21 protein-coding genes are annotated in these 20,936 nt (G+C 33.5%); 7 read left to right on the top strand and 14 right to left on the bottom strand.

The features are described 5' to 3' along the window. Positions 1–99: 99 nt before the first annotated feature. The 4 genes from D8M03_RS02720 to D8M03_RS02705 all read right to left on the bottom strand — a co-directional run bounded on the left by D8M03_RS02720 (position 100) and on the right by D8M03_RS02705 (position 4,244). Positions 100–816, bottom strand: a complete 717-nt coding sequence (locus tag D8M03_RS02720) for an alpha/beta hydrolase (RefSeq protein ID WP_121213140.1) — start codon at positions 814–816, stop codon at positions 100–102. 67 nt (positions 817–883) lie between these two features. Beyond that, positions 884–2,251, bottom strand: a complete 1,368-nt coding sequence (locus tag D8M03_RS02715) for a UDP-N-acetylmuramoyl-tripeptide--D-alanyl-D-alanine ligase (protein WP_121213139.1) — start codon at positions 2,249–2,251, stop codon at positions 884–886. Positions 2,252–2,263: 12 nt separating this feature from the next. Continuing rightward, positions 2,264–3,337 carry a D-alanine--D-alanine ligase gene (locus tag D8M03_RS02710; RefSeq protein ID WP_121213138.1) on the bottom strand — a complete coding sequence of 358 codons (1,074 nt, stop codon included), beginning with the start codon at positions 3,335–3,337 and terminating at the stop codon, positions 2,264–2,266. A 157-nt stretch (positions 3,338–3,494) separates the two neighbouring features. After that, positions 3,495–4,244, bottom strand: a complete 750-nt coding sequence (locus D8M03_RS02705) for a hypothetical protein (protein ID WP_121213137.1) — start codon at positions 4,242–4,244, stop codon at positions 3,495–3,497. 197 nt (positions 4,245–4,441) lie between these two features. Here D8M03_RS02705 and D8M03_RS02700 point away from each other — a divergent pair, with 197 nt between their 5' ends. After that, positions 4,442–5,632 (top strand): FtsW/RodA/SpoVE family cell cycle protein, encoded by a 1,191-nt coding sequence (locus tag D8M03_RS02700; RefSeq protein ID WP_121213136.1) that lies wholly within the window; start codon positions 4,442–4,444, stop codon positions 5,630–5,632. Positions 5,633–5,806: 174 nt separating this feature from the next. Here D8M03_RS02700 and D8M03_RS17940 read toward each other — a convergent pair whose 3' ends face one another. Continuing rightward, positions 5,807–5,938 (bottom strand): Lmo0850 family protein, encoded by a 132-nt coding sequence (locus D8M03_RS17940; RefSeq protein WP_253427679.1) that lies wholly within the window; start codon positions 5,936–5,938, stop codon positions 5,807–5,809. Positions 5,939–6,258: 320 nt separating this feature from the next. Here D8M03_RS17940 and D8M03_RS02695 point away from each other — a divergent pair, with 320 nt between their 5' ends. From D8M03_RS02695 to cls, 3 genes are all read left to right on the top strand, one after another. Continuing rightward, a complete protein-coding gene (locus tag D8M03_RS02695; protein ID WP_121213135.1) occupies positions 6,259–7,425 on the top strand; it encodes an MFS transporter in 1,167 nt (388 codons plus the stop codon). Positions 7,426–7,604: 179 nt separating this feature from the next. Beyond that, positions 7,605–8,408 carry a YwqG family protein gene (locus D8M03_RS02690; protein WP_170148369.1) on the top strand — a complete coding sequence of 268 codons (804 nt, stop codon included), beginning with the start codon at positions 7,605–7,607 and terminating at the stop codon, positions 8,406–8,408. Positions 8,409–8,482: 74 nt separating this feature from the next. After that, positions 8,483–9,940 (top strand): cardiolipin synthase, encoded by a 1,458-nt coding sequence (cls, locus tag D8M03_RS02685; RefSeq protein ID WP_121213133.1) that lies wholly within the window; start codon positions 8,483–8,485, stop codon positions 9,938–9,940. A gap of 101 nt (positions 9,941–10,041) precedes the next feature. Here cls and D8M03_RS02680 read toward each other — a convergent pair whose 3' ends face one another. From D8M03_RS02680 to D8M03_RS02670, 3 genes are all read right to left on the bottom strand, one after another. Continuing rightward, positions 10,042–10,845, bottom strand: a complete 804-nt coding sequence (locus D8M03_RS02680) for a M15 family metallopeptidase (RefSeq protein ID WP_121213132.1) — start codon at positions 10,843–10,845, stop codon at positions 10,042–10,044. A gap of 103 nt (positions 10,846–10,948) precedes the next feature. After that, positions 10,949–11,716, bottom strand: a complete 768-nt coding sequence (yidC, locus tag D8M03_RS02675) for a membrane protein insertase YidC (protein ID WP_121213131.1) — start codon at positions 11,714–11,716, stop codon at positions 10,949–10,951. Positions 11,717–11,864: 148 nt separating this feature from the next. After that, a complete protein-coding gene (locus D8M03_RS02670; protein WP_097074342.1) occupies positions 11,865–12,659 on the bottom strand; it encodes a helix-turn-helix transcriptional regulator in 795 nt (264 codons plus the stop codon). A gap of 506 nt (positions 12,660–13,165) precedes the next feature. On the opposite strand from D8M03_RS02670, the gene D8M03_RS02665 reads away from it, so the two are divergent. The 3 genes from D8M03_RS02665 (at position 13,166) to D8M03_RS02655 (ending at position 17,016) form a co-directional block, all read left to right on the top strand. Then, on the top strand, positions 13,166–13,816 hold the full coding sequence (locus D8M03_RS02665; RefSeq protein ID WP_121213130.1) for a LytTR family DNA-binding domain-containing protein: 651 nt from the start codon (positions 13,166–13,168) through the stop codon (positions 13,814–13,816). Positions 13,817–14,145: 329 nt separating this feature from the next. Next, the gene (locus D8M03_RS02660; RefSeq protein ID WP_121213129.1) at positions 14,146–15,666 is read left to right on the top strand and encodes an acetyl-CoA hydrolase/transferase family protein; all 1,521 of its coding nucleotides are present in this window, start codon (positions 14,146–14,148) and stop codon (positions 15,664–15,666) included. A gap of 195 nt (positions 15,667–15,861) precedes the next feature. Beyond that, on the top strand, positions 15,862–17,016 hold the full coding sequence (locus D8M03_RS02655; RefSeq protein WP_121213128.1) for an MFS transporter: 1,155 nt from the start codon (positions 15,862–15,864) through the stop codon (positions 17,014–17,016). 18 nt (positions 17,017–17,034) lie between these two features. On the opposite strand, the gene D8M03_RS02650 is transcribed toward D8M03_RS02655, so the two are convergent. From D8M03_RS02650 to D8M03_RS02625, 6 genes are all read right to left on the bottom strand, one after another. Beyond that, positions 17,035–17,331, bottom strand: coding sequence for a hypothetical protein (locus D8M03_RS02650; RefSeq protein ID WP_121213127.1), 297 nt, complete (start codon positions 17,329–17,331; stop codon positions 17,035–17,037). Between the two features lie 442 nt (positions 17,332–17,773). Beyond that, positions 17,774–18,055 (bottom strand): GNAT family N-acetyltransferase, encoded by a 282-nt coding sequence (locus tag D8M03_RS02645; RefSeq protein ID WP_121213126.1) that lies wholly within the window; start codon positions 18,053–18,055, stop codon positions 17,774–17,776. A 72-nt stretch (positions 18,056–18,127) separates the two neighbouring features. Beyond that, on the bottom strand, positions 18,128–19,045 hold the full coding sequence (locus D8M03_RS02640) for a DUF1002 domain-containing protein (RefSeq protein ID WP_121213125.1): 918 nt from the start codon (positions 19,043–19,045) through the stop codon (positions 18,128–18,130). A gap of 74 nt (positions 19,046–19,119) precedes the next feature. Continuing rightward, a complete protein-coding gene (locus D8M03_RS02635; RefSeq protein WP_121213124.1) occupies positions 19,120–19,974 on the bottom strand; it encodes a CvfB family protein in 855 nt (284 codons plus the stop codon). Positions 19,975–20,010: 36 nt separating this feature from the next. Beyond that, positions 20,011–20,418, bottom strand: coding sequence for a transcriptional regulator MntR (gene mntR / locus D8M03_RS02630; protein ID WP_121213123.1), 408 nt, complete (start codon positions 20,416–20,418; stop codon positions 20,011–20,013). A gap of 133 nt (positions 20,419–20,551) precedes the next feature. Further along, positions 20,552–20,830: a late competence development ComFB family protein gene (locus D8M03_RS02625; RefSeq protein ID WP_341944258.1), complete on the bottom strand. Its 279-nt coding sequence runs from the start codon at positions 20,828–20,830 to the stop codon at positions 20,552–20,554. Positions 20,831–20,936 lie beyond the last annotated feature (106 nt).

The raw sequence follows: 20,936 nt of genomic DNA, 5'->3' as shown, positions 1-20,936 counted from the left end.
CACAAAATGTATCCATTGCTTTACATAGTCTATCATGGCTCATAACCGCATTGCAACGATAATGCTCTAGTTGTCAAAAATGTTATTATTATTTTGGATTTATATTCCTATAAAAACATCCCTACCTTCCATAAAGTCCAATATTTTTGGGTACCATACGAGACAATCATCACTATAACAAATATGGTGTTTCCCTTTTTCTGAGTAAAATAAATACTTTTCTTTTGTAGGTAATTCATCATATAAATATTGGGCAGTTGCATAAGGAACAATACCGTCTTCTTGGCCTTGCACGATAAATGTTGGGACATTGATTGTACGAATATAAGGTTCAACTTGCCTTACTATTTTCATAAATTGAACAGTGCTACTTACAGGTACATTTTTTAGTTTGTTCTCGTACCGTTTAAATAATTCATTATCTTTTAGTTGCCCTCTTATGGCATCTTCTGCTATTAAACGTAAATCTTTAAGTAATTGTGCTGGAGCAATATATTTTGCCGCAGCACTTAACAACACTAACTGCTTCACCTTGTAGCGTTTAGCTAAATATAATGCAATGACACCACCCATTGAAAATCCAATAACAATTACCTCATTCACCTTTTTGGATAAATTACGGAAACTAATCTCCGCATCCATTAACCAATGTTCTGCTATATACCCTTTTAAATGTAGTGCATCAGATTCCCCATGCCCTGTAAATGTTGGTGTTTCAACAACCCACCCCGTTTTCTCTTCTATGTATTGGGCTAATGGCGATATTTCATAAGGTCCACCTGAAAACCCATGTAGCATTAAAACTCCAACACTCATTTTCCATACTCCCTTTAAGGCTCATATTAAAAACGAGGTGTCTATGATCCATAGACACCTCACAAAGTTATTGGAATGATTTTAAGATTGTTTCTAGTTTCATCCCTCTTGAACCTTTTAATAAAATTAACGAATTGTTACTCGCATAGTTATTTATAGTTTGAACAATTACATCATAATCATTCTCCGTATAAACTAAGTCATCTTTTGTGAACGAATTTAACAATTGTTCATAAAGCCATTTCATTCGAGGGCCAAATAAACATACTTTAGAAATTTCCTTTGCGTCAATGACTTCCGAAAGTTGTTTGTGGAATTGCTCCTCGTTTTCTCCTAGCTCCAACATATCTCCAAGAACTAACCATTTATCATCTCTTATAGTAGTTGCTTGAACAAATTGAATTGCTGCTTTCATTGAAGTAGGAGCAGCATTATAGGCATCATTTATAAACAATGGACCATTTTCTGTAGAAACTAATTGCATGCGCATATCTGTTAGTTTTACTTGGGCTAAACCAGTTCTAATTTGTTCCGTTGTAAGTCCTAAAGCACGACCTAACAACATAGCATTTAAAGCATTTTTCACTTGATGTTTCCCTAATACTGGTATAAAGAATTCACCATTGATTTCGCCACTAACAGTAAACTGACTACCTTTATCTGTTGTTTCGATAGTTGTAGCAAATAAATCATTGTCTTTGCTAAATCCACAAGCTCTGCTATTTAGATTCGTTGTTTTAGCTACCAGACTTTGTAATAATGGCTCATCTCCATCGAAGAATAACGTTCCATCTGATTGAAGGCCTTTAATAATTTCGAACTTCGCTTTTGCAATACCTTCTCGCGAACCTAAATCTTGCATATGGGCTTCACCAATATTTGTGATAATCGCATAGTGAGGTTTTGCCAAATTTGATAAAAACTCAATCTCACCAAAACCACTCATCCCCATTTCCAGAACCGCAACTTCTGTATCTTCATCAAGGGATAAAATTGTAATTGGTAAGCCTAATTGGTTATTAAAATTCCCAATCGTTTTTTGAACTTTATAAAATGGTTCAAGCATACTCGCTAAAATATCTTTGGAGGAAGTTTTTCCGTTTGATCCTGTAACACCAATAAACTTTGCTTTATGTTCATTTCGATATTTACGAGCCATTTGTTGTAATGCGATTTCGGAATCATCAACAAATAATATCGGTTTATCTTTTGGAGGATTCGGTTCGTCCTTTAACCAAAGAGCAGCAGCAGCACCCTTTTCAAAGGCTTGCTGTACAAATTTATGACCATTTACCGCTTCACCGTGGAAAGGAATAAATAAATCACCTTTTTTAAGTGTTCTTGTATCAATCGATATTCCGGTAACCACTTCGTCTGAGTACTTACCTGAATCAATGCCTAACCAATCTGCAATTTCCTTTAACGTTTTTTTCATGATTCGCCCACTCTAATCTCGTTTATATTGTAATCGTTGTTTTTCTGAATGACGTTCAATTGCTAATTCAATTAGTGTATCAATTAGCTCTGGATAACTAACACCTGTATGCTGCCATAAAAGAGGATACATACTTACCGGAGTAAACCCTGGCATCGTATTTACTTCGTTAATGTAAATTTCATTTTGATCTGTTACAAAGAAGTCAGAACGTACAATACCCGCGCAATCTAAAATTTTAAAGGCACGAATCGCCATATCTTTCATTGTCGCCTCAACATCCGAAGGAATTTCTGCCGGAATCACTAAAGCTGTTGAACCATCTTTATATTTCGAATCATAATCGTAGAATTCTGTCATTGGTTTGATTTCGCCTGCAACCGAAACTTTCGGATCGTTATTTCCTAATACACCCATCTCGATTTCACGCGCTTTAATACCTTGTTCAACAAGCACTTTTCGGTCATATTGGAATGCAAAATTAATTGCTTTTTTTAATTCTTCTATGTTATTTGCTTTGCTAATACCTACACTTGATCCTAAGTTTGCAGGTTTTACAAACATTGGCCAAGTTAACTCTGTTTGACATTGCTCTAATATTTTCTCTTGTTGATTGCTCCATTCATGTTGAATAAAGTATACAAATGGCACTTGTTTTAATCCAGCCACTTCAAATAGCTGTTTCATAACAACTTTATCCATACCAGCAGCAGAAGCCAACACACCATTCCCAACATAAGGGAAGTTTAAAACTTCTAATAACCCTTGAACTGTCCCATCTTCACCATTCGTACCATGAAGTAGAGGGAAGATAACATCAAATTGCGCTTGTTTTCCTTGGTCTAAAATAAACTCAGTTATGTTATTTTCTTGCACATCATTTTTTGTAAATTGTAATTGTTCTGCAGATTCAACTGCTTCTGTTAATTGAGGTCCTCTAAGCCATTGCCCATCTAATGTAATGTAGATTGGGTGCACTTCATACTTATCATAATTTATTGCTTTAGAAACTGCTGTAGCCGTTGAAAGTGATACTTCATGCTCTGCAGATTTCCCTCCATATAATAAACCTATTCGCTTTTTCATTACTTGACCTCCAAAAATTGAGTATTTCTATTTTAACACAGGATGTTATGAAGAATCATAAAACGAGACAAAAACCTATATATGACCTATATTATAGAACTTCTTGCAAAAAAGTGAAAAAAACTCTCTGTCAAAAACAAAAAGGACAGAAAGTTTTTTAAGAAATTTTAATCAATTCATCATAACTTTGTTTTAAAATAAAATTTAAATCGTCCCATACTTCATCAGCATAATCGTAATCCGATAATGTTCGTATTTCAATTCCATAACAATTATTCGGTTTCTCCATTTTATAAAGGGACAACAAAGCACCTTCTTTTATAAATGGGCGATAAGCTTTTAAAACAAGTGGATCTATTTTAGGAATAGCTTCTTTTGATTTTCTTCGCCAAAAACTACCGTTTCCTTCTTTTTCTTTAATTAATGAATTATATACATTAGAAACTAGGGCTTCATAGTCGTTTAGAAAACGGAAATAAATTTTGGTTGTCTTGTCATTCAAAGAAGAATAATACACATATCGATTTGACAGTTTCGCGAAAAATGGCGAATGAATTGGCTCTTTTTTATGTCCAATATATAGTAACTCTGCTTGTTCAAGCGGTGTTAAATTGTTTAAATCTTTTTCCTTTAAAAAATCGACAAAACATAAATCACTCTTTGTATCGGCCATTTCTTTAACGAACTTTTTCAAATCTTCACCCGGTATAAAATCAAATTGGGTATTCATATTAAATAAGCCATCTTCGTAATCATGTTTTAGTAACAATAAGTTTTGTATTGGATCGACCGCATTAACAAACTGCTTTAAAGATAAACCACTAAAAATAACGAAATGGTCGACATCATTCATATGTATATATAGATGTTGTATAAAGTCTTCAGCAGTTTTTTGTTTCTTCGCCATACGATCACTCTCCAATAATTTGGTCCAAATAATATTATATGTTTTTATTTATTTTTTTGAAACATTTTCGAGACGCTTTTCGTCACAACATAAAACTAATCGATAGTACCCTTTTTCCGCATTTCTATGTTAAAGTAAAATGTGCAATCGTGAAAGAGGAAATTTACGATTTATTAAAAGTTAATAAGGTGAACAAAATGGAAAATCATCGAAATTTTGCCGGTCGTTTTGATTGGAAGCTATTTTTTATATTAGTTATCTTTTTAATTATTAGTTTGTTGGCGATTTCGTCTGCCCAAACTACTGGTCAATACGGTGCTACAAACTTCGTAATAAAGCAACTTCAATGGTATGTGATTGGTGCATTCATAGTAGCTTTTGTTATGTATTTCGAACCCGATCAATATAAAAAAATGTCCTGGTATTTATATGGGTTTGGCGTTTTATTATTACTTCTTCTCATCTTTATGCCAGAAGGTCCAGGTCAACTTGGTGAACCTGTCAATGGCGCGAAAAGTTGGTATCACTTACCAATAGGGAATATTCAACCCTCGGAATTTATGAAGACCTTTTATATACTGGCTGTTTCAAGGGTAATCAGTAAGCACCATGAACAATATGGGATTAAAACAATTAAAACAGATTTTATTCTATTAGGTAAAATAGGTCTGACTTTATTTGTTCCTTTGGCATTTATTATGTCACAACCAGACTTAGGGTCATCGCTTGTATTTTTAGCGATTACCGCTGCAATTATAATCGTTGCCGGTATATCATGGAAAATAATCTTGCCGGTATTTATTAGTGGGGTAGCTGTAGGCGGCACTTTACTTTGGATGGCCATTTATATGCAAACTTTTCTTGAAGAGAAGTTAGGTTTTAGTCATTACCAATTTGCCCGTATCTACTCTTGGTTAGACCCTTATGCTTACTCCTCAGATTGGGGTTATCATTTAATAACCTCACTAAACGCAATTGGCTCTGGTGAAATTTTCGGTAAAGGTTATATGGATCGAGAAGTGTATGTTGCCGAAAATCATACTGACTTTATTTTCACTGTAATCGGTGAAGAATGGGGATTCCTTGGGGCAAGCTTTGTTATCTGTTTATATTTCTTGCTTATTTATCACTTAACAAAAACTACATTAACATTAAAAGATCCGTTTTGTACTTATGTATGTGCTGGTATCATTGCAATGATTACCTTCCACGTTTTTGAAAACATTGGGATGACGATTCAACTATTACCGATTACCGGTATTCCTCTTCCTTTCTTAAGTTACGGTGGTAGTTCGTTAATGGGGAATGCCCTTGCAATCGGCTTGGTGTTTAGTATGAAATTCCACTACAGAACATACATGTTCTCTGCAAGTGATGACGAAGATTAACAAAAAGCATATCTTACTTTAAAACTTCCGATAACAAAACTCCCCCTGGTGGACTGGACCAGGGGGAGTTTTAATTATAAAAAACGAGTAAATGAACGAAATTTTGTTCATTTACCCGGAAAAGTCTTTCAAAATAGCGTACTAATTATATTTGTTTGAATTTGCTTTGTTTATTTATACTTGTGGAGTTTGAGTTGGTGGTGTTAGTACTTTTAATAATTCTAAACGAGACTTTGTAACCGTTGCAGTAACACCTAACTTCGATAAATTCGAAACAATTTTCTTTATATCTACTTCTTTCGGCATGCTTTCCACCTAACCTTCCGAATATATATAATTTTTAACGATTTTATAATTGAAAAAGTTTCATCTTACTAGAGGTCAGACAAGTTTATTGACATTATCATAACATGTTTCATTGTAAATGTGTTTACAATTATGTTACAAGTTTATAAATGTCAACCAAAAAGCTTTCAATTTTTCCCTTAAAACCATAATTTCTAATATCTTTTCTTTTTATTCACTCATTTTTAATTTCCTTAATGAAATTGTTCCAGTTACAACTTGTCTTATTTTCTTTTGCCAATGTACAATGATTTTATGTACAGATAGAAAGCAGGGTTTATATGAAAAAACCAATCATTTTGTTAATGTCAGTTCAATTTCTTGTTTATTTAGGATTTGGCATTATCATACCGGTATTACCAGAAGTAATTGTTCAACAAGGTTGGGATGAGGTACATGTTGGCGGATTACTAACAGTCTACGCTCTTGCTAGCTTTTTTACCGCTCCTTTTTGGGGACAACTCTCTGATCGTGTAGGGAGAAAGCAACTTATATTAGTAGGACTTGTAGGTTTTTGTTTAAGCTTTATCGTCTTTAGCGTGTTTATAAATAATTTATTTATGCTCTACATATCACGTTTAATAGGTGGACTATTCTCTGGTGCTTTATATACTTCTGTCACTGGATTTATTGCGGATATGTCTACAAACGAAAACAGAAATAAATATATGGGTTTTATGGGTATGTCAATTGGATTAGGATTTATATTTGGTCCAGCCATTGGAGGAGTTCTCGGACATACTAGCTTACAATTACCTTTTAACGCTTCTGCATTACTAATAGGTATTCTCTTTGTATATGCACTACTCGTGTTAAAAGAACCTGAGCGTATTGGCGAAGCGAATAAACGTAACATCATTCCAAAAGGTGCAAAACATCTACTTCGATACCGTATTCGCTATTTATTATTGTTTTCATTTTTTGTAACGTTTACATTAGCTGGGGTTGAAGCTACGTTTCAATTATTCCAAATACAAAAAATCAACATTACTCCCCTTCAATTAGGATTACTATTTATGTTTAGTGGTTTTGTTGATGCTGGTATTCAAGGCGGTGTTATTCGTCGTATTAAAGATGGAACAGAAACTAAGTGGTTAATGGGTGCGCAAATTGTAACAGCAATCGGACTTCTGTTAATTACCCTAACTACAAATTTAGTACTAGCTGGTCTAGCATTATGTGTATTTACAGCAGGGAACGCTTTAGCGAGAACTTGTGTAGTTTCATTAACTTCTAAAGAGTCTGGTGGTAAGTATGGAACTGCTGCAGGCTTATCCTACTCAATGGATAATTTAGGGAGAATTATTGGTCCCCTATTCTTTACAGCACTATTTACCGTTAATATATCTCTTAATTATTATATATCAATTTTACTAGCTCTTATGTCTATTTTCCTAATTGTTATTTTCAGCAAAGCAAAAAATTCTTTACGAACTGAACAAGATTAATCAATACACTGCGTATACTTATATTACGTAGTGTTTCTTTTATGTTGGAAAATTTTTCTAAAAATATGTTTTATTTTTTTAATTTTGGTGTAAAATTAAGAAAAATGTTCATAAGATAGACAAAGAACTCATTTTCTATTTGTTTATAAAAATCGATCCTATATGGTGGAGGAATTAATTTGAAAACACTAGAGAACTTTGATTTACCTCAACAATTGGAAGGCTTTCGTGAGAACTTAATACCCTCCCTAAAACCATCTTCTTTAATTATCCCTTACAATACTACTACTTCCCTTACAGCTAGCAAATTTGCTGGATACCCCTACTTACCTAAAAATCAATTACACCCAAAAGATTCAGATGGTAATTATATGTACTTGTTAGCTCAGATTAATTTTTCTGAATCAACATTTCCTGCGACTTTTCCTAATCAAGGATTATTACAAATATTTATTTCTAAAAATTTATGTACTCCTGAACATCAAGTAGTTGAATTATTATGGCAACAAGATTATAAAATTCGTTACTATCCAACACTCCTTCCAGAAAGTGACTTAATACACGACTTTTCATATTTAGAAACACTTAATACATTCCCCATCGAAAATGAAAAGGGCATTCTATTTATACCAAATGTAGAACCAGTTTCTGCAACTGATTATCGAGTAGAACGATATTTTAAAAAGCCCCTTTCACAATACGGAATTATTAATGATGACGAACGAACTCTTGAAGATATATATTTTGAAAGATATTTAGGAGCAGATCATAAGATAGGAGGTTATCCATATTTTATTGAATACGATTTAAGGGAAAATTCGGAGTTCCTACAATCCTACGATACCCTTCTTTTACAAATCGTTACGAATGATGAGCATGGTATCAATTACGGGGATACTGGCGTCCTAAAATTCTTTATTAACCAAGAAAAACTAATGAATCTTGATTTTTCTAATGTTTATTTCCACGCTGAACAATACTAAGTCAAGTTAAAAATTACTTTCGTACATTAAATCAGTTATAATAGATTTATTATAATTAAAGTAGGTGCATTTTGATGAGCCTCTTAATCGGTACCATTACTTATATTCCTATCATTCTGCTTATACTAAATTTCATTCTAGCGATTACGGTAATCTTTTTAGAACGTAAAGATCCATCATCAACTTGGGCATGGATACTAGTCCTTTTCTTTATTCCGTTATTTGGTTTCGTTCTTTATTTATTGCTAGGCAGACAAATGCGCAAAAAGCACTTGTTTAGATGGGAAGGACAAAAGGATATAGGAATCGATAAACTAATTACTTATCAAATAGAAGCTTTGGAAAAGAACTGCCTTGATTTCACCACTGACACAGTGGAAAAATATAAAAGCCTTATTCATATGAACTTGAAAACGAGTGATTCTGTACTTACACAAGATAATGATATACAGATTTTTGATGATGGTACTAAGAAATTTGAATCACTAATCAAAGATATACTCAACGCTAAAGACCATATCCATATCCAATATTATATTTTTAAGCTGGATAATCTCGGGAACCGAATTTATTCTGCACTTAAGAGGAAAGCAAAACAAGGTATTAAAGTTCGCATTCTTTATGATGAAATGGGTTCCCGCGGCTTACGAAAAAGACATTTCAAAGAATTGCTTGAACTTGGAGGAGAAGTAGAGGTATTCTTCCCCTCTATTCTTCCGTTATTAAATCCTCGTTTAAATTTTAGAAACCATCGAAAAATCGTTGTCATTGATGGTCGTATCGGTTACATCGGTGGGTTTAATGTGGGGGATGAATACTTAGGTTTAAACAAGAAATTTGGTTATTGGCGTGATACACATATTCGAATTGAAGGAAGTTCTGTCCACCCTTTACAAACACGTTTTTTACTCGATTGGAATCAAGCTAGCGAGAACAATATCGATTATTCAGAAAGCTACTTCCCCGCTATCCCTAAAAAGGGGAATGTGGCGATGCAAATAGTCTCAAGTGGTCCTGATAATGTATGGCCAACGATTAAAAATGGCTATTTAAAACTTTTAATGGATGCAAAGCGCTATATATATATTCAAACGCCTTACTTTATACCAGACAATAGCTTCTTAACAGCCATCGAAATTGCAGCATTATCAGGTATTGATGTTCGAATTATGGTTCCAAATAAGCCAGACCACATGTTTGTTTACTGGGCAACCTACTCATATGTAGGACAGCTATTAAAAGCTGGTGCTAAAATATATATATACGAAAAAGGATTTATTCATGCAAAAACCATAGTTGTTGATGATGAAGCTTCAACGGTTGGAACTGCAAATATCGACGTACGTAGCTTCAGTTTAAATTTTGAAGCCAATGCATTTATTTATGATCATATTATTTCACATGAGCTTGCTGAAATATTTGAAAAGGACATACAAGATTGTACAGAATTAACCCTTGAGAAATACGAAAATCGCCCCTTACTTATTAAATTTAAAGAGTCTATATCTAGATTACTTTCACCAATTTTATAATATAAAAAGGGACTCGAAATTATTCCATAACTTTGAGTCCCTTTTATTAGCATATTAACAATTCGCTGATTACATTGAACTACCCTATTTAAAGAAAACCATTACTGAATATTCAAAAATTCCTCTAATGTCAAATTAGATTTTTTCACTTTTTGTGCTAAATCTACCCCAACATATCTAAAATGCCAAGATTCATACATATAGCCTGTAATTGCTTCTTTTCCTTTTGGATATCGTAATATAAATCCATATTTGTCTGCATTTTCAACCAACCACTTACCTGCAGGGGTTTCTCCAAATTCTTCAGTTAGCCATAAATCCTCATTACCCTTTTCTCCAACATCAAAGGCTAGTCCAGTCTGATGTTCAGAATACCCTGGTCTTGCACTATATCGATCGGCATTTTCTTTTCCATCACGTTCGACATATCTGTTATAAAGAGTTTCTTGATATTCGTATGATCGATATGTACTAAAAGCAACTAATTCAAACCCTGCGCTTTTAGCATCTCCTGCCATTTTTTCAAATGCTGCTCGAGCCTCTTTATTTTCACCTGGTGCAAAATCACTTGGTAGTGGATACTTTTTATTCGCAATAAGTACACCATCTATGTATGTTGGTTCTGTTGGTTCAGGTTGACCTTCAATATACCCACCATTTGTTAAAGTACCTTCATTTTGTTGTTCAGATTCATTGGATGTTTCATCTTTTTGTTCTTCTACTGGTTGTTCATTTGTATTTTCTTCTGTTTGCTGTTCGGCTACATTATCAGGAGTTTCAGCTTTATTTTGATTTATTATCCAGAAGTAAATACCTACACTAACAGCTAATACAATTAAAATCCCACTGACTATGTATTTCCCTTTATTTGACTTCTTATTATTGCCATAACGATATTCTTTCATGACACCTTGCCTCTTTCCTTTACAATGGTTCTATTTTAGCACTGATTCTCTCAATTTTCTCCATTTAGCACTTATTGTTTTAAAAACATGAAAAACCGAGGTTTTATTTAACCTCGGTTTCCTTAGCAGGATGCTCAGAATAATATTTACGTCCAATATAAGTTTGAGCAATTAATAATAATCCACTAACAGACCAATAAAGCGGAAGAGCTGCCATAGATGTAAATGAAATAAATACAATCATAATTGGTGAGATATAGATCATTAATTTCATTTGGGCTTTTTGTGACTCAGGAACCGTCCACAATGAAACTCTCGCTTGTAAGAAGTAGACAACACCTGCAATAACGGTCATTAATATGTCTGGTGTACCTAAGTTAAACCATAAAAACTCGTGAGTCTGTACATCCTCAGAGTATCTTATTGCAAAATAAAGACCCATAATAACAGGCATTTGAATGATGATAGGTAAACATCCCATATTTAATGGATTTATACCATTTTCGCGGTATAAGGTAAGCATTTCTTGCTGTATTGTCATTTGTTCTTCTTTTGTTTTTGCTTCTTTCAATCTTGCCTGAATCTCGTCCAATTTCGGTTTAACGACATCCATTTTCGATTTCATTAATGATTGTTGACGATAGTTTTTTAACATAAAAGGCATTAAAATCAATCGAATTACTACTGTAATGGCAATAATAGCTAAACCATAACTACCGTTAAATACATCATTACCTAAAAAATGAAGTATCCAATTCATCGGTCTAACAAAAGTTCCGTAAAAGAATCCTTCTTGATTTTCAACTGCTTGACATCCTGTTAGTACAAGTACTACTAAGCCTAGCATTGAAAATAGTGTCAGCTTTTTCATTTTTCCACCTACTAAATATTTTCGCTAAAATGAAGTATACAGTAAAAGAAATGTGAATATCAATTAGCAGGTATACTATACTCACTTAAAAACTGTAAATATGAAGAGAAATACAGCTGGCACTTTTGCCAACTGTATCAAATTGCAGTTATACTCTTTCTAAATCTACTTCAGGAATTTCAAATCGGTAAAACTCATGATGCAATTCATCTCTAAAATGTTTCGGTGTAACCCCAGTATATTTTTTGAAAATCCTAGTGAAATAACTTTGGTTACAGAAGTGGAATTGTTCAGATATTGAAGTAATACTTTTATTGGTATGTCTTAAATAGTATTGAGACTCTTCTACCCGGCGAACATTTAAGTATTCAACTAAAGTAATTCCAACATGTTCTCTAAAGATACGAGATAAATGGCTAGTACTTATATGGAATTTTTGTGCTATACTTTCTACTGTTAGGTCGTTTTCTAATTCGTCATTTATGTACATTATTACTTTATTTACTGTTTGGTGGCGGAATGTAGGTTGTTTACGATCTGCTATGAAATAAACATAAAAATCAATCAAGTCATCAGCAAATTGTAAAAATTCAGCATCCTTCATTTTATTCTCTATCATGTCTACACATGCTAGATTAAAAGCAAACGCTTTCTTTGAAGGTACTTGATTATCTAACAATTTTCTTGCAACAATAGAAGATAAAATAGCGAAGTAATTACGTACTACTTTAATTACCTGTTTTCCAAACCGAATAGAAAGAATATCAATGATTTCATGTAAAGATTTTTTCGCTTTTGTTCCTTCTAAGTGAAAGATTTCAAATAACAGCTTTGATTCAATATTAAAAAATTCCTCAATTCCGTTATATTGATTAATACTATCAATCTCTTGAAAATACCTTTTTGAAATTGTTTCCGATATTGAATGTTGGTGTAGCTGCATAGAATATCCCATCTTTCTTCAGAATGCAATTTGCATAATTGTTTTCAAAAACAATAAGTAAGTAAACATCTAGTATTTTATACTTAAAATAAATATGTATTTGGATTCTTTAATAATTTTTTGCAATATAAACAACCATCTATTGAGTATTTTATGCCAAAAATTCCTATTTTAGTAGTAGATAAATGAGAATAAAGAAGCAATTATTAATAACTAACCTGAATATTACCATAATTTCATTTTTTTTCAACTTAAATTTCCAAATGTGTGTATAATAGGTTATTATTATCTTTTGCACTATGAAAAGGTTATTTACTTTATAATTGTATAATGTTCTACTTATAAGTTAAACTAGTTTTATGAAAGCACTTAAAAGTGACAGAAATAAGAAGATATTTTTTTACTAGCGTAAATTTCCTTAATTATTCCGCAATCTTCTCTATTTCATTTATATAATTATGTAGTAGAATATATGATATATGTATATAAAAAAGAGGTGTAATAAAGTGGATCCAAAGCAAATTGAAGAAATTATGGATGTCATTAAAGATTTCTTCCCTGAAAATACATCAATAGCCATTTCTGACACAAATGAATATTTGTATTATCAGCCAAGTAAAAAAGTTGATCTAAAAATAAAACCAGGTGATCCAATTAAAGAAGGATCTGCTGCACATCAAGCTCTTACATATGGACAAAAAATCAATACGTATATTGAGTCTGATGTTTTTGGAGTTCCATATTACGGGATGAGTATTCCTTTAATTGAAGAAGGTGAAACAAAGGGCTCGGTAACAGCAATTTTCCCACAAAAGCCATCTCCATTTTTAACAAATTACATTACAGTTAAAATTGATGATTGTTGGTACCCAATTAAACATAATCAAGTGATTTACCTTGAAACTCAATTAAGAAAAACATTTGTAAAAACAATGAGTAAAGAAGGATATCACCGCCTCAATTTAAGTGACCTAGAATTATTCTTGGCACCAGATTCTTTCATCCGATGCCATCGTTCGTATATAGTTAATATCGATTACATTGAAGAAATTCAACCAGATTCTCATTCGACATTCTTATTAATTATGAAAGACGGTACGAGAATCCCAGTAAGTCAAAGATATGCAAGTTATTTCCGTAGATCTTTAGGATTTTAACATTCAAAAACGTTGTAGAAAATTTTGTTTTCTACAACGTTTTTTTGTTATCCAAACAATATCTTCCATTTCTTTAGTACTAAAGTCTTCCATAACTTGCATATTTATACACCTTTTAAATTGGCGATTTCTTACCTTTGATTAAAAAACTATCGTTAACACATTATATTTCTCGAAAAAACGTCATTAAAGCACTTTCATGTATTAAGTGAAGATTTTGTGACAATATAGTGTTATTATCATTTTACAAGTTGAAACAATATTCGACTAAAAGACAGAATATTCTACATAATTCTTAGTTTTACATCTATTAGGGGGAGGATTTTAGAATGGATCCAAGAGTTGAAAAACGTTTAGGTTTAAAACAATTAGCAGAAAAAGTTGTATCTGCACAAGAAGCTGCTGCTCTAATTGAAGATGGTTCAGTAGTAGGTATGTCAGGATTTACTCGTGCAGGTGATGCAAAAGTAGTTCCTATGGCATTAGTTGAACGCGCTAAAAATGAAAAATTCAAAATTGATGTATATACAGGAGCATCTTTAGGCCCTGAAGTAGATAAATACTTAGCTGAAGCTGGTGTAATCCGCAAACGTGGACCTTTCCAAGCTGATGCTGGAATCCGTAACTTAATCAATGCTGGTGAAATCACATATGTTGACGCACACCTTTCTCACAACGCTGAGCTTGTACGTCAAGGTATCATCGGTCCAATTAAACACGCTATTATTGAAGCAGTTGCAATCACTGAAGAAGGTTATATTATCCCAACAACTTCAGTTGGTAACTCTCCAATCTTCGTTGAATATGCTGAAAATGTAATTATTGAGTTAAATATTACTCACCCAGAGTCAATGATTGGTATTCACGACATCTATGTTCCAGGTGAACAAGGTAAACGTGAACCAATTCCAATGACAGATCCTGAACAACGTATCGGTACAATCGGTATTAAAGTTGACCCAGCTAAAATCCAAGCAATCGTTGTTTCTGAAGAGCCAGATGCACCTTCAATGATCGTTCCTCCAGATGAGGAAACTCAAAGAATGGCTAACTTATTACTTGATTTCTTCCGTGATGAAATCAAGGCTGGTCGTTTAACAAACGAATTAATGCCTTTACAATCTGGTGTAGGTTCTGTAGCGAACGCTGTTTTAGACGGTTTCGCTGATTCAGAATTCGAAAACTTAGTTGTAGCTTCTGAAGTATTACAAGACGCAGTATTCAACTTAATTGATGCTGGTAAAGTACGTTTTGCAGCTGCAGCTTCGATTACACTTACTAAAGAATTACAAGAAAAAGTATACGGTAACTTAGAAAGATACGCAGACAAAATCTGCTTACGTCCACAAGAAATTTCTAACCATCCAGAACTTATCCGTCGTTTGGGCTTAATCTCAATCAACACAGCTCTAGAGTTAGACATTTATGGTAACGTAAACTCTACACACGTATCAGGTACTCGTATGATGAACGGTATCGGAGGTTCTGGTGACTTTGCTCGTAACGCTCGCCTTGGTATCTTCGTAACGAAATCATATGCTAAAGGTGGCGCGATTTCTTCAATCGTACCAATGGTTTCTCACGTAGACCACACTGAACACGATGTAGATATTATCGTAACTGAACAAGGTCTTGCTGACTTACGTGGATTAGCTCCAAAAGAGCGTGCTAAAGTTATTATCGAAAACTGTGCACACCCAGATTATAAAGAGCAATTATGGGATTACTTCAACCGTGCTGTAGAAGCAACTGGTAATCACCAAACTCCTCACATCTTAGAGGAAGCTTTATCTTGGCACGTAAACCTTGCTAAAAACAAAACAATGAAAAAAGAAACTGCAAACGTTTAATACGCATGCATATATGGCTAGCTCCTAAGTTCTTACTTCCAAGGAGCTAGCTTTTTTTCATTTATGTCCTGGAGCGATTTTGCTTTCAGGTCTTTTTTATTTGAAATACATAATAATTTCAAAAAGATATAATTCAAATACTTCTTTAAGTGATATAATAATAACTGAGATTGGTTATCAATAGGAGCGATATTAATGAAGTATTTAATCTATACAATCATTTTCATTTCGTTTTTCGACTTATTTACGCAGTTACCTGTTATGAGCACTTTTGCTGAATCTATCGGAGCTTCTTCGTTTATAACCGGTATTGCAGTTGGATTATATTCTTTTTCAAATACTTTTGGAAATGTCATCTCAGGAATTTGGACAGATAAAAAGGGGCCCTACATTCTATTACCATTAGGTCTTGCTACGACAAGTCTTTCACTACTTTCATATGGAATGATTAATGATTCACTCACTTTATTAATCATCCGATTTATGCATGGACTTTTTGCCGGATTAATCGTCCCTGCTGCATTTGCCTACCACTCAAGTATCATGTTAAAAGAAGAAAGAGGTAAAGGCAGTGCTCATTCAGGTGCATTTGTCGGTATAGCAGCAATAGTAGGACCTGCATTTAGTGGCATACTCGCAAGTCGAACGTCCGTCCCCTTTGTATTTAGTGTATCAGCCGTCTTAATGTTAATGCTTGCAATAATTGCATTCTTCTCTTTAAGAAAATTTACAATTATACGGATGAAACAAAACAGAACTAAAGACAAGGAAGCCGGGATGAAACACGATTTATTCCAAAATCCCGGAGTTATTAAGGCATTTACAGGTGCATTCTTCTTAATGTTTGCTCAAGGGGTAATTGCTTATTTATTACCTTTACATGTAGAAACACTGGGATATGACTCAAAAATGAGCGGCATATTATTAAGTACTTTTGGAATAGTAGCCGTTTTAATTTTCATATTACCTACAAATCGTATTTTTGATAGAGTAGCCCCTACATATACTCTTGCTTTAGGAATTAGTCTTATGGGGTGTTCCCTATTTTTATTAAGTATGGGAACAGTAAGCTACATACTTTTTCTGGCCATGGCGAGCTACGGTATAGGATTTGGGTTCTTATTCCCATCTATAAATGCACTATTAATTGATTCCACTAATGAACAAGTCAGAGGAAAAGCATATGGTTACTTCTATGCATTTTTCTCTTTAGGTGTAGTTGTTGGTTCCTCTGTACTAGGTTGGTTACAGTTGAGCATTTCACATGGTTTTCTCGTTACAGGAGCAATATTAATATTATTTGCGGTTGTTGTTTTGTTTAATAAAAGAAGTCAACAATTCTCGATGTAGAGAATTGTTGACTTCTTTTTAATGCAAGTGTGTCGTCTCTTGATTGCTTTCATTGTAATAAGCTAAAGCAGTTTGTGCTCCACCCTCACCAACAAAGTTGTTTTCACGAATTCGTTGGTTTGTTGTGCTTGCCGGCGTTTCAGCTATTTCTTTTAAGGAATTATTATCATAGTTGGGATCATTTTTATCTTTCCCAGCAAAAATGTTACTAATCATCTGAATTGTTTTTTCTCTATTTTCTTTTTTGCTTAAGTAAGATGCAGCACCAGCAACTAGAGCAGATATTACAAATCCTTTACCTTTCATCTTCGCCATTTATCATCCCTCCAATCATCTTCTATCAATTACTTTTCCCCATTTTCAGCTGATTATCTGAGGATAAATATTGAAATCTAGTCTTATTGGAGTATATTTGGAGTTTTTAGTAATACTTTCATGATTCCATGAATAACCTTATATAACCGCACTATTTTTTATAACAAACATTATATATTAACACAAATTATCACAAATAAGATACCATTTTTCTTAATAATTCCCCAATTTTCTACATTTATGATAGCCAAAAGCAGCTAAAAGGAGGCACAAAACAATGAATGAAAATGATTTCACTTATAATTGGAAAGATATTACTTCAATAATCGTTGCATCATCTGTTTTAACTTCTGTTATTTTTGGTTTTACACTTTTCTTTTATTAGCATAAAGTTTAAAGTAAAAGGCAATCAAGTTGGAAAACCAACATGATTGCCTCGTTTTTACGCTTTCACATCATCGTAGGATTTACTTTTTTCAAAGGCAGCTACAACATAAGAACAGATTGGGTTCATTTTGTAATGATTTTCTCTTGCATAATCTGCTGCTTGATCTAAAAGCTTCTTTGCCACCCCTTGGCCGCGCAATACGTCAGATACATAAGTATGCGTCATATCCATAATTCCATTGCGTAAGTTCCATTCAATTTCAGCTAACTTTTTTCCGTCTTGTTCATATTCATATGCAAAATGATTCGGACTTTTTTCAGCTAATTTAAAATCCATGTTCATCCCTCCCATTTGCATCAATATAACATAGTTTCTGTTACTTTTTAATTGAATTGCTCGTTTAGTTCATTATTTAAACCAAGAAGAGATTGTTTCAATTAAGTTATTAAAGAAGTTTTTCACACTATTCCAGAAGCCTTCATCTTTCAAAACATCACCGAATTTTTCTTCAAAAGCTGTAGTTAGGTCTGTTAATTGTTCAGAAAGCTTGCTAAAATCAATATCTAATTTACTAATACGATCCATTAAATCCACTAATAATTGACGATCTTGTTCACTTAATTGAATATTTAATGCAGCTAGTTGGTCCTTAACAATTTGCTCTACTTCTTCTTTTGTGGCAGGATCTAACTCAGCAATTTGTTTTTTAATGCCTGTTAATAATTCTGCGATTTTTTCATCACTAATATTGGCATTTTGTGCAATTTGAGTAGCAACAGATAATTCATCATTTGCCACGTCAGTACGTTCGATATCTAATGTTTCCCCTGTTTTTACTTCATATGCTTTGTAAATACCTACTAAAGCCGAATGTCCCGTTACAGGTTTTGGTGCTGCAATTTCTACTACTGCATCTTCAATACCAGCTGTTAACATTGCATTCGCATATACTTCAGAAGTAACTTCCGTAATGTTATCTGGTGTTACGATACTAATAATTAGTCCTTTACCAGCGTCTTGACGAGTTATTTTTGCTGAAGAATACATTCTTGAACTTGCATTACTATTTTTTATATATTTTACTAAATCTTCACCAGATACAGTGATTTCATCGACTTCTGCTTCTTTATCTACTTGCAATGCAACTTTTACAGTTTCTTTTTCTTGTTCAGATAAATTTGCTCCATAAACTACAATCGGAACACCTAACTTTTCATTGATTGCTTTTACATCAGTTTCGTTAGTAGCTGCAAATGAGCTTGCTGGGATAATAACTGAGAACAGCAAAGCAAATACAGCAACTAGGGAAAGCCATCTTTGTTTCATTTTCTTAACCCCTTTCGTAAATTAGTACGATAAAAAAAGTAAAAGGTTTCAACATTCACCTTTTACTTTTTCCATTAAATGATTTCGGTCCAACCGTCTTGTTGTTTGATTTTTCCTGCTTTCATTAATGTGCCAAGTGCTCGTTTAAAGGCGCCTTTACTCATTTTAAACATTTCAGAAATCTCTTCTGGTGAGGACTTGTCTCCAAATGGCATTTTCCCGCCAACACTTTGTAAATAGTCTAAAATTTGTTCAGCATCTTTTCCGAGCCTCTCATGTTTACGTGGCAACATCGATCCATTTAATGACCCATCTTCTTTTACATCAATTACCCGAATCGAAACATCTTGACCAAGTCTTGGTTCAGCTTCCATTTCTGAGTTATGCACGAATATTCGGTATGGCGTCTCCACACCTAGTAAAAATGCACCCACCGGTAATAGACGATAAGGACGAGCAATGATATTTTTGTTGTGCATTTCTTCCATTGCACCTTCATAAAGCTCATTCACTTTTTCTTCAGTTACTAAACGACCAAATAAATCTCCATTACGATCTGTACGTAGTGTAATATATAGGTGATCACCTACTTGTGGCCAAAGCTCTGTAAGTGGTGGTAGATCTTCACCTTTTACAAGTACCTCTCTAGTTGATCCAATATCAACTATTACTCCTTCTTTCGATACTTTAATTACCCTTGCCCAACCATATTCACCTTGTAGGATTTTAGGAATAACAGTTGTAGCTTGTAAGTTACCTCGTCGATCGGCAAAGAGGAAAACTTTTAGCCTTTCACCAAGTTCTAAAGGTTTTTGTAGTTCTGAACTGTTTAAAGGAATCTCTAGGTCTCCATTTGTTAAGAGCCACTTTGAGCCTTGTTCTTCAAGTACTGTAAGTTCCACGACTTGGCCTGATTTTAGTTCGTTCAATTTAGTCTTTCCTTTCCAATCAATTGCAAATTTTTATTATTCTTTCATAGCTTCAAGTTTTTTTAATATCGCCTGATTTTCTTCTAGTAACTGTACTAAATCGGCAATACGGTCGATTGAATTCCAACTTAAGTGGTGTTCAATCCCTTCTACATCTTCATATATTCGCTCTTCATCTACTCCAATTAGACGCAAGAATTGCTCCAGTAACTCATGTCTTTTTACAAGACGTTTCCCTAGTTTTTCACCTTTTGATGTTAGTGTTAGCCCACGATATTTTTCATATACTAAATATCCGTCTTTATCTAATTTTTGAACCATTTTAGTTACTGAGGAAGGAAGAACTGATAACGCTTCAGCTATGTCAGACACCCTCGCATATCCTTTGTTTTCAATTAATAAATAAATTTGTTCGATATGGTCCTCCATACTAGGTGTTGGCATAACAAGTCTCCTCACTTTCGAAATGTCATTTTCAATTTTACTACAACAATCCTAAAAAGGTAACTTAAAACAGTGACGACTTTTCAATATAGAAAAATGTCCAATAAGTCAGTATTTGACAAATTGGACAAAATTAATCTGTATGATTTGGATGTTTACCCATTTTATAAATAGATAAGATAATTTGTTTATTAATTTGTTGGATATTTTCTGAAGTTTTTAACTGATTGAAAGCATCTTCACGGTTAGCACTTGTAGTTACGTAGTAAGGGGGCAAGTGATTTAATGCATGTGCAGCAATTTCTAATTCGCAGGACTCACAGTGACAAAAGGTTTGATACTCTAACCCATGGAGTAAAAATTTAATTAAACCAAATACAATTTCTTCTGTAACGTTTACTAAACTCGGCATATTCATATTTTTCACCATTCCTTCATATTATACATCGATAATTTCCTCCTATATTTCTCCTATTTTTTTCATTACGTTCTACCTAATACACTAAGCATAAATTCCC

Origin of the sequence: Ureibacillus endophyticus (assembly GCF_003628435.1) — a bacterium.
Lineage (GTDB): Bacteria > Bacillota > Bacilli > Bacillales_A > Planococcaceae > Ureibacillus > Ureibacillus endophyticus.
Note: the sequence above shows the minus strand (reverse complement) of the source record. Positions and strands in the feature narration are given on the sequence as shown.

Bases quoted from the DNA above. Each gene is read 5' to 3' on its own strand.
- D8M03_RS02720 (WP_121213140.1), bottom strand. From the start codon at position 816: ATGAGTGTTGGAGTTTTAATGCTACATGGGTTTTCAGGTGGACCTTAT.
- D8M03_RS02715 (WP_121213139.1), bottom strand. From the start codon at position 2,251: ATGAAAAAAACGTTAAAGGAAATTGCAGATTGGTTAGGCATTGATTCA.
- D8M03_RS02710 (WP_121213138.1), bottom strand. From the start codon at position 3,337: ATGAAAAAGCGAATAGGTTTATTATATGGAGGGAAATCTGCAGAGCAT.
- D8M03_RS02705 (WP_121213137.1), bottom strand. From the start codon at position 4,244: ATGGCGAAGAAACAAAAAACTGCTGAAGACTTTATACAACATCTATAT.
- D8M03_RS02700 (WP_121213136.1), top strand. From the start codon at position 4,442: ATGGAAAATCATCGAAATTTTGCCGGTCGTTTTGATTGGAAGCTATTT.
- D8M03_RS17940 (WP_253427679.1), bottom strand. From the start codon at position 5,938: ATGCCGAAAGAAGTAGATATAAAGAAAATTGTTTCGAATTTATCGAAG.
- D8M03_RS02695 (WP_121213135.1), top strand. From the start codon at position 6,259: ATGAAAAAACCAATCATTTTGTTAATGTCAGTTCAATTTCTTGTTTAT.
- cls (WP_121213133.1), top strand. From the start codon at position 8,483: ATGAGCCTCTTAATCGGTACCATTACTTATATTCCTATCATTCTGCTT.
- D8M03_RS02680 (WP_121213132.1), bottom strand. From the start codon at position 10,845: ATGAAAGAATATCGTTATGGCAATAATAAGAAGTCAAATAAAGGGAAA.
- yidC (WP_121213131.1), bottom strand. From the start codon at position 11,716: ATGAAAAAGCTGACACTATTTTCAATGCTAGGCTTAGTAGTACTTGTA.
- D8M03_RS02670 (WP_097074342.1), bottom strand. From the start codon at position 12,659: ATGCAGCTACACCAACATTCAATATCGGAAACAATTTCAAAAAGGTAT.
- D8M03_RS02660 (WP_121213129.1), top strand. From the start codon at position 14,146: ATGGATCCAAGAGTTGAAAAACGTTTAGGTTTAAAACAATTAGCAGAA.
- D8M03_RS02655 (WP_121213128.1), top strand. From the start codon at position 15,862: ATGAAGTATTTAATCTATACAATCATTTTCATTTCGTTTTTCGACTTA.
- D8M03_RS02650 (WP_121213127.1), bottom strand. From the start codon at position 17,331: ATGGCGAAGATGAAAGGTAAAGGATTTGTAATATCTGCTCTAGTTGCT.
- D8M03_RS02645 (WP_121213126.1), bottom strand. From the start codon at position 18,055: ATGGATTTTAAATTAGCTGAAAAAAGTCCGAATCATTTTGCATATGAA.
- D8M03_RS02640 (WP_121213125.1), bottom strand. From the start codon at position 19,045: ATGAAACAAAGATGGCTTTCCCTAGTTGCTGTATTTGCTTTGCTGTTC.
- mntR (WP_121213123.1), bottom strand. From the start codon at position 20,418: ATGCCAACACCTAGTATGGAGGACCATATCGAACAAATTTATTTATTA.
- D8M03_RS02625 (WP_341944258.1), bottom strand. From the start codon at position 20,830: ATGCCGAGTTTAGTAAACGTTACAGAAGAAATTGTATTTGGTTTAATT.